The sequence below is a fragment of the Citrobacter sp. Res13-Sevr-PEB04-36 genome, assembly GCF_015672735.1.
Taxonomy (GTDB): domain Bacteria; phylum Pseudomonadota; class Gammaproteobacteria; order Enterobacterales; family Enterobacteriaceae; genus Citrobacter.
On sequence record NZ_JADABY010000044.1, the window covers coordinates 126,343 to 134,388 of the forward strand.

Consider the following 8,046-nt stretch of genomic DNA (forward strand, 5'->3'; position numbering starts at 1 on the left):
CCCGGAAACTTACGCCAGTAAGTGACTGGGGTGAACGAATGCAGCCAACACATACACAACTTGAAGTATGACGGATAAACGCTATGCCAATACACGACAAGTCACCACGACCGCAGGAATTTGCTGCGGTCGACCTTGGTTCAAACAGTTTCCATATGGTCATTGCCCGCGTAGTTGATGGGGCAATGCAAATTATCGGGCGACTGAAACAACGCGTACATCTGGCGGATGGACTCGGCGAAGACAATAAGCTGAGCGAAGAAGCCATGGAGCGCGGATTAAGCTGTTTATCATTGTTTGCAGAACGTCTGCAGGGTTTCCCCCCATCAAGCGTCTGTATTGTGGGTACCCATACACTGCGTCAGGCGCTGAATGCCACCGATTTTCTCAAGCGTGCGGAAAAGGTCATCCCCTACCCGATCGAGATTATTTCCGGTAACGAAGAAGCTCGTCTGATCTTTATGGGCGTTGAACACACCCAGCCAGAGAAAGGCCGTAAGCTGGTGATCGACATCGGTGGCGGTTCCACCGAACTGGTGATCGGCGAAGATTTCGAGCCTAAACTAGTTGAAAGCCGTCGGATGGGCTGCGTCAGCTTTGCCCAGATGTATTTCCCGGGCGGCATTATTAACCGGGAAAACTTCCAACGCGCCCGCATGGCAGCGGCACAGAAGCTGGAAACCTTAACCTGGCAGTTTCGTATTCAGGGCTGGAACGTGGCGCTGGGCGCATCAGGCACCATCAAAGCTGCGCACGAAGTACTGCTAGAGATGGGTGAGAAAGATGGCTTCATCACCCCCGAACGACTGGAAATGTTGACCAGCGAAGTGCTGAAGCACACCTCCTTTGCAGCGCTCAGTATGCCGGGACTGTCTGAGGAACGAAAAGCGGTATTTGTCCCCGGACTGGCTATCCTGTGCGGCGTTTTTGATGCGCTGGCTATTCGTGAACTTCGACTTTCCGATGGTGCGCTTCGTGAAGGCGTGCTGTATGAGATGGAAGGCCGCTTTCGCCACCAGGACGTACGCAGCCGTACAGCCAGTAGTCTGGCAAACCAGTACAACATCGACAGTGAACAGGCGCGGCGCGTGCTGGAAACCACTATGCAGATGTATGAGCAGTGGCATACGCAGCAGCCTAAGCTAGCGAACCCACAGTTGGAAGCATTACTCAGATGGGCGGCTATGCTGCATGAGGTTGGATTAAACATCAACCATAGCGGCCTGCACCGTCACTCTGCTTATATTCTGCAAAACAGCGACTTACCGGGTTTCAACCAGGAACAGCAGTTGATGATGGCGACATTGGTTCGTTACCACCGCAAAGCCGTTAAGCTGGATGATCTCCCCCGCTTTACGCTGTTCAAGAAGAAGCAGTTCCTGCCGCTTATCCAGTTGTTACGTCTGGGCGTATTGTTGAATAATCAGCGCCAGGCGACAACTACGCCGCCGACGCTCACGCTGATTACGGACGAGAACCACTGGACATTGCGCTTTCCGCACGACTGGTTCAGCCAGAATGCGCTGGTATTGCTGGATCTGGAAAAAGAGCAGCAATACTGGGAGGCCGTAACGGGCTGGCGACTTAAAATTGAAGAAGAAAGTTCACACGATATCGTCGAGTGAGTCTTTAGCAGGTGCCAGGGTTTCTGGCACCTGTTCTTCCAGGATCTCATCCAACGGCTGCGGTTTACCAATCAGATAGCCCTGCATGTAATCAATTCCCAACGAAATCACTGCACTGCGTATCTCTTCGCTTTCAACATACTCAGCCACCACCATCATTCTTTTCATTCGCGCCAGGTGACAAATAGACGCTACGATTTGGTAGTCGAGGCTATTCGAAACAATATTACGAATAAAGCTGCCGTCAATTTTCAAAATATCGGCACTTACATTTTTCAGCCGTGCATAGCTGGCATAGCCGGTGCCAAAATCATCAATCGCAATCTGGCAGCCGAGTATCTGCAATTGCAGCAACGTTGCCTGCGCCTGCTCCGCATTAGTTAAGGCATTGCTTTCAGTGACCTCAAAAACCAGCTGCCAGGCTTCAATCTGATACTTCGCCAGCAATTGAGCGATATCGATCGGCAATCGGGCACGACACACTGACGTAGGGGATAAATTAATAGCAAAGCGGCGGGCGGGCATGCTTTCCCGATTCTGAGCCATAAACTTCAATGTATTTTCAATCACCCACAGATCGATGCTGGAGGACAAACCAAACTCATGCGCGACGGGTAAAAAGCAATCCGGCATAATGATTTCATCTTCATCCCCTTTCAGACGCAGCAGGATTTCGTGATACACATCCCCGCGTACGCCATAAATGGGCTGCGCCATCAGGAAAAAACGATTGTGCTCCAGCGCCTGCTGCAACCGGTTCATCATCGCCACTTTATCCTTCAGGTCTCGCTGCAGGTGCATGGCACCGCGTCGTTGCAAATTTTCAGGTGCGTTGGTAGCAAGGGAGAGCTCGGCAATGGTGCTAAGTTCACCTAATAACAGATAGATATGATTGACCGGAGAGCGAACATAGCAATAACTGATCCCTACCTGCGGCTGTAAAGGCATGCCATCCCACATAAAGCGAAATTGTTTAATATGTTGATCCAGCGCCTCAATGCGCTGCTGATAGGACTCGGTGTTAAGACGCAGAATTAAATCATTACCAGACAGTTGAAAAACGTATTCATCTTGTTCAAGAAAGGGGGCTACCCAGTGCGCTATTTTTTGCTTGTACTGGATACGCAGCATGATCCCATAATTTTTTACCAGCGGTTCCATGCCGGGGATCTGCAAGAAACAAAGCACAGACCATGGCGCCTTCTTCAGTTCCCGGTTCAACGCACGCAGGTTTGGAAGATGCACCATGGGATCAAAGTACGCCTGACGATAAGTACGTCGACTAATGCCTCTTTGACGCGTCGCCAGCACGGCGATGTAATTCACAATGAAGGAGAAAACAAGGTAGCTCGAAGAGGTGATCGCCAGTTGCGTATCGTAGCCGGAATACCAGGGCATGTAGCTCTGATAATGATGTATTCCCGTAATAAGTATGACTGCCCACATCAGTGAAATAAGCCGATAGCCGTAACGCATTGCCCCCCACAGCATGACGGGTAATAACAGGGACAGGGTGTAATTCGTACTGAATATTGAGCTATTTTCATTTAACGGCATACACAACAGCGCCATCAGCGTTGTCAATACAATCAACCACGCTGCAAACTCTGTTTTCGATACTTTGGAATCAAACTGCTGCTTTAACTGAGAAAAATAGCCACGTAGGTGAAAAGGATTCCGTACCGCCCGAATGATAAAATAGCACAACGGGATACCCACAAGGTTCCCCGTTAGCAATGCCTGATAATTAATCAATGTACCGGTATTAAAAGGCATAACGCCCATCAGGCCGGATTTAGTCGCATACACACCAACAAACGCGGCAAACTGAAAGAGTACCAGGAACAGCGTTGCCGGACAGAACACCTGCCAAAATATGCGCTGAAACATCAGATGAGAGTTGCCGTGAGCCACATTGTTCCGTCGGGGAGTGAATACCCGATACCTTCCCCAACTGAGGACAATAGTAACAATAAAGTGCGTAATGATTGATGCGGCTTCAAACGTCCCAACCTGTGGGAGTTTATACCAACCGATGGCAATGATAATCCCCGGCAATGCTGCCCAGCCAAAAAAGAGCATCAGGCTTATCATCAGTGCTAAAGGAAGATAAAAAAGAACGACAGTACCCGTACTAATATGTGCGTAGGTGTTCACACCACTCAATAAAGGCAACAACAGTGAGGGTAGAATGAGAGGTAATGCCCACCACTTATCTCTAATACTAATATACTTTTTATTAATTTTCATAGATGCTCAGTAGAGTCCCTCACATCCTGAAGGGGTATTCAGACAGGCATCCCACCTGGCTTTAAAACGATGATGTACAAACATCACAATGCCCGTCGATTCTAGTTATCGATTGAGGATGACGTTTGATATATATCAAGAAAAATATTCCTCATTAATCATTTATTACTTTTTTTCTCTTTTGTTATCGTTAATCCATTATTAATGCAAATAATAAAATTATCTTTCATAACATAATGAGATAAAACAACTGATGCATTTTTACATAATGATGAATTGACCATTCCCTCACAGTGTGCCTTAATGTAAGTATCGCCCATCGCTGGGTACACTTGAAGGAACCCTTTGTGAGCCAGGTTACCAGCCTACGAAAACGACACCGATTTAACAGTCGCATGATCCGGATCGTACTGCTTATCAGCTTCCTCTTCTTTTTTGGGCGCTTCGTCTACTCTGCTATCGGTGCATGGCACCACCACCAGGATAAGAAAGAATCCCAACAGAGCAGCTTGTCGCAACAGACTTCTCCCGCACAAACCGACCAACCTTAATCGCTCGCCGCCCTTTGTGATGCTCTGAGCTTCAAGATTCCTTACCGGATGGCTAATCGTCTGACATTTAACCATCCGGTAAGGGATTTGTGTCCCCTTCAGTCACTATTTTTATAACACCACACCTTGCCCCGGCAAATCAATTTTAATTTCCGCACAATTGCACTATCTTTTCGCCTCACGTCGCCGCACTATTCACGCTGACTTTTTATGTTTTTATATTGAACATAAAAAAGACAAACACAGTTTAAACAACCGCTAAGCAATATCTTTAACTAATATAAATAGTGTGTTTATTTATATTCAAAATGTAATTAAAAGTTTATATGAACATTTGACCATTAATATATTCAACAGGGTAATACAATGCAGGGTTTTACATTATTTCCTAAAATACGAAGCGGTTTTGAGTGGGTCGCCGGACACAGCGATGCGGTGATTCAATTTGGTTGGAACATCGTTGCCGCCGCGATTTTACTATTTATCGGTAAATTTATCTCACGGCTGCTTTCTCATGGGCTGGAGAAACTGCTGTTAAAGCGTAGAGTGGATGTCACCATTATCCAGTTCTTCACAGCATTAGTCCGCTACATCATCCTTGCATTTTTTGTCGTCGCAGCCCTGGGCCGCATTGGCATCGAAACATCATCCATTATTGCCATCATTGGTGCCGCCGGGTTGGCCGTTGGCCTGGCGCTACAGGGTTCGCTGTCCAACTTTGCGGCTGGCGTGCTGTTGGTTTCCCTACGTCCATTTCGCGCCGGCGAGATCGTGCAAATTGGCGTGGTTACCGGAACGGTGGAAAAGGTGCATCTCTTCTCAACCACCCTGCTCACCGCCGATAGCAAAGAAGTGGTGATCCCCAACGGTAAGATTATCTCTGACAATATTATTAACTACTCTCGCCACCCGTTTCGCCGTATCGACCTGGTAATTGGCGTTGGCTATCAGAGCCGTATTGCCGATGTGAAACACGTCATTAATCACATCATCGAGCAGGATGAACGCATTGATCAGAGTCGTGGCGTGACCGTACGCCTGGGCGAACTTGCTGCCTCATCGCTAAACTTCTACGTTCGCGTTTGGGTACGTAACGGTGAATACTGGAATACGTATTACGATCTGCTGGAAAATATCAAAGAAGCGCTGGACGCCAACCATATCGATTTGCCATATCCGCAGATGGATATCCGTGTGCAAAACGTCTCATCACAACCACAACCGCAGCTACAACTGGTCGATTAATCTACCGCTTCCTCTATCACTAATAGAGGAAGCATTGACCGCCTCTAGGTTAATGAGCAAAAAACGCCCTAAATTCTGTTCTTTTCACCCACCTCTATCAAGCATATTTATAAGATAGGCAACGCGCATTCACAACCCACAAAGCAAATATAAAACAAATCATATATCCCATTGTTATAAAACAAAAAAATATCGATAAATCGCTAAAAACCAATAGGTTTACTTTTGCAAGTGAGCAAGATTAAATGCGTTGATTTTTCTATGTGATTAACAAGGAATAGTAATGAACTTTAAAAAATGCGCCTTACCTGTAGCATTAGTTGCCTGCTTTGCCCTCTCAGGCTGCCAGTCCAACGCTGACGAACATGCGGCTGATGTTTATCAGACGGATCAACTTAACTCAAAGCAAGAGACCAAAACGGTCAATATCATTTCGGTTCTGCCTGCTAAAGTGGCTGTCGATAACACGGCAAATAAACGTGCAGCACAAACAACCGGCGCCATTCTGGGCGCAGTGGCTGGCGGCGTAATCGGCCATAATGTCGGCTCACGCAGCAACACCAACACCGCGACAGGGGCCGTTGTAGGCGGTACTGCGGGTGCTGCTGCGGGTTCAATGGTAAACGATAAAACTCTGGTAGAAGGCGTATCGTTAACTTACAAGGAGGGTACGAAGGTTTATACCTCAACGCAGGTCGGCAAGGCTTGTCAGTTTAGTACCGGTCTGGCTGTCGTCATCTCTACCAGCTACAACGAGACTCGAATTCAGCCAAATACGAAATGCCCTGAAAAAAGTTAATGATCGGGGAACATATGAAAAATATCGTTCTGGCTACCTTTCTCTGTACTCTTAGCAGTGTAGCGTTTTCATCGTCTTTGCAGGATCAGCTTTCGGCAGTAGCGCAGGCTGAACAACAAGGAGTTAACGAGGAAAAAAAACAGCACGACGATTGGGTAGCTGAGCGCAATAAGCAGATCCAACAGGATAAGCAGCGGCGTGCTAACGCCCAGGCAGCCGCGAATAAAAAGGCGGCTGCGGCTAACGCTGAGAGACAAGCCCGGCAGGATAAACGTGACGCCGAAGCCTCTATGGATAAGAAAAGAGACCAGGGTTATGAGGATGAACTTCGCAGTTTAGAAGTCCAGAAACAAAAACTGGCTCTCGCCAAAGAGGAAGCTCGTGTTAAACGAGAAAACGAGTTCATCGATCAGGAACTGAAAAGCAAGGCGGCGCAAACCGACGTGACGCAGTCTGAAGCCGATGCCAACAGAAATATCTCTGAAGGCGGACGCGATCTCCTGCAAAGCGAAGGGAAAGCCAGAGAGAAAAAATCAGACAGCTGGTTTAACTAGTTCTCACAATCGCCATTCAATCCACTTCGTAGTTCGTGCATTTTTTCAACACAACCCTCTGGCTACAGAGGGTTTCTCACAAATAGCCAATGAATACAATTTTTATATAATAAATTTAATCACCCGTATTCACCCAAACGAATACATGGTTACCCGTCCAGATATAGGTCACATCACATCACCGCACCACACCTGGTTTGGCTCCGTTACGGCGAACTGTCGCTCAAGATGATTCGGGATGGCAACGTGCTCATGACCGCCACGCTTATACCGGTGAGTCGGCTGCTGGCAACTGACCAGCCCCAGCTCTTTCATGAGCCTGCCGGCAAGCCAGCGCCCCATCTGATAGCCTCTCTGGGTTACCATAGCGGCGATGCTTCTTGCTCCGGCCGAACCGTGGCTGATGCCATGCAGCTCAAGTACCTGACTGCGTAATACAGCCCGTCTGCCGTCTGGCTTTTCAGGGCGGTTTTTCCAGTATTTGTAGCTATGCGATGAACCCCGAATACGTGGCAGAGTGTGGCCACTGGATAACGCGCCCTGAGTTTCCCGATTAACGAGAACTGTTCAGGGAGTCTGACATCAAGAGCGCGGTAGCCTTTTTTAGAATATCGCTTTCCATTTCAATATGTTGCAGCTTTTTCTTTAGCTCACGTATTTCGATTTGTTCCGGCGTTATCGGGGAAGCTTCTGTCGTTTTGCCCTGACGCTCATCACGCAGTTGTTTAACCCATCTCGACATCGTGGAAAGACCAACATCCATTGCCTTAGCAGCGTCAGAGACGGTGTAATTTTGATCGACAACCAACTGAGCAGATTCACGTTTGAATTCAGGACTGAAATTTCTTTTTTTCATTGGTGCACCTGTGTTGTTCTGAGGTGAGCATATCACCTCTGTTCAGGTGGCCAAATTCAGTGTGCCACTACAATGCATTCTGGCACAGCAAAGCTGCGCCGGTGTTAGAGGCGTTAAATCGCTATGTTGGACTGACCCCACCCCGGTAGACGGTCCTGCCCTATAG

General features: G+C 47.8%; 6 protein-coding genes and 1 pseudogene. 5 read left to right on the plus strand and 2 right to left on the minus strand.

What is annotated here, in order from left to right:
- Positions 1-83: 83 nt before the first annotated feature.
- A complete protein-coding gene (ppx, locus tag IMQ48_RS13945) occupies positions 84-1,625 on the plus strand; it encodes an exopolyphosphatase (RefSeq protein WP_196209508.1) in 1,542 nt (513 codons plus the stop codon).
- Here the strand turns inward: ppx and IMQ48_RS13950 are convergent.
- Positions 1,605-3,875, minus strand: a complete 2,271-nt coding sequence (locus IMQ48_RS13950; RefSeq protein ID WP_196209509.1) for a sensor domain-containing phosphodiesterase — start codon at positions 3,873-3,875, stop codon at positions 1,605-1,607. The two genes, ppx and IMQ48_RS13950, sit on opposite strands and share 21 nt — an antisense overlap.
- A 347-nt stretch (positions 3,876-4,222) precedes the next feature.
- On the opposite strand from IMQ48_RS13950, the gene IMQ48_RS13955 reads away from it, so the two are divergent.
- From IMQ48_RS13955 to IMQ48_RS13970, 4 genes are all read left to right on the plus strand, one after another.
- Positions 4,223-4,426, plus strand: a complete 204-nt coding sequence (locus tag IMQ48_RS13955) for a YfgG family protein (RefSeq protein WP_196209510.1) — start codon at positions 4,223-4,225, stop codon at positions 4,424-4,426.
- 366 nt (positions 4,427-4,792) lie between these two features.
- Positions 4,793-5,671: a small-conductance mechanosensitive channel MscS gene (gene mscS / locus IMQ48_RS13960; protein WP_196209511.1), complete on the plus strand. Its 879-nt coding sequence runs from the start codon at positions 4,793-4,795 to the stop codon at positions 5,669-5,671.
- Positions 5,672-5,954: 283 nt separating this feature from the next.
- Positions 5,955-6,470, plus strand: coding sequence for a glycine zipper 2TM domain-containing protein (locus tag IMQ48_RS13965; RefSeq protein ID WP_196209512.1), 516 nt, complete (start codon positions 5,955-5,957; stop codon positions 6,468-6,470).
- Positions 6,471-6,484: 14 nt separating this feature from the next.
- Positions 6,485-7,024: a DUF5384 family protein gene (locus IMQ48_RS13970; RefSeq protein WP_196209513.1), complete on the plus strand. Its 540-nt coding sequence runs from the start codon at positions 6,485-6,487 to the stop codon at positions 7,022-7,024.
- Positions 7,025-7,175: 151 nt separating this feature from the next.
- Here the strand turns inward: IMQ48_RS13970 and IMQ48_RS13975 are convergent.
- Positions 7,176-7,880: pseudogene (locus tag IMQ48_RS13975) on the minus strand (IS3 family transposase); the annotation flags it as partial.
- Between the last annotated feature and the right edge of the window lie 166 nt (positions 7,881-8,046).

What these genes read in the sequence shown, in the direction of transcription:
- IMQ48_RS13970 (WP_196209513.1), top strand. Translation starts at nt 6,485, where the DNA reads ATGAAAAATATCGTTCTGGCTACCTTTCTCTGTACTCTTAGCAGTGTA.
- IMQ48_RS13950 (WP_196209509.1), bottom strand. Translation starts at nt 3,875, where the DNA reads ATGAAAATTAATAAAAAGTATATTAGTATTAGAGATAAGTGGTGGGCA.
- IMQ48_RS13965 (WP_196209512.1), top strand. Translation starts at nt 5,955, where the DNA reads ATGAACTTTAAAAAATGCGCCTTACCTGTAGCATTAGTTGCCTGCTTT.
- mscS (WP_196209511.1), top strand. Translation starts at nt 4,793, where the DNA reads ATGCAGGGTTTTACATTATTTCCTAAAATACGAAGCGGTTTTGAGTGG.
- ppx (WP_196209508.1), top strand. Translation starts at nt 84, where the DNA reads ATGCCAATACACGACAAGTCACCACGACCGCAGGAATTTGCTGCGGTC.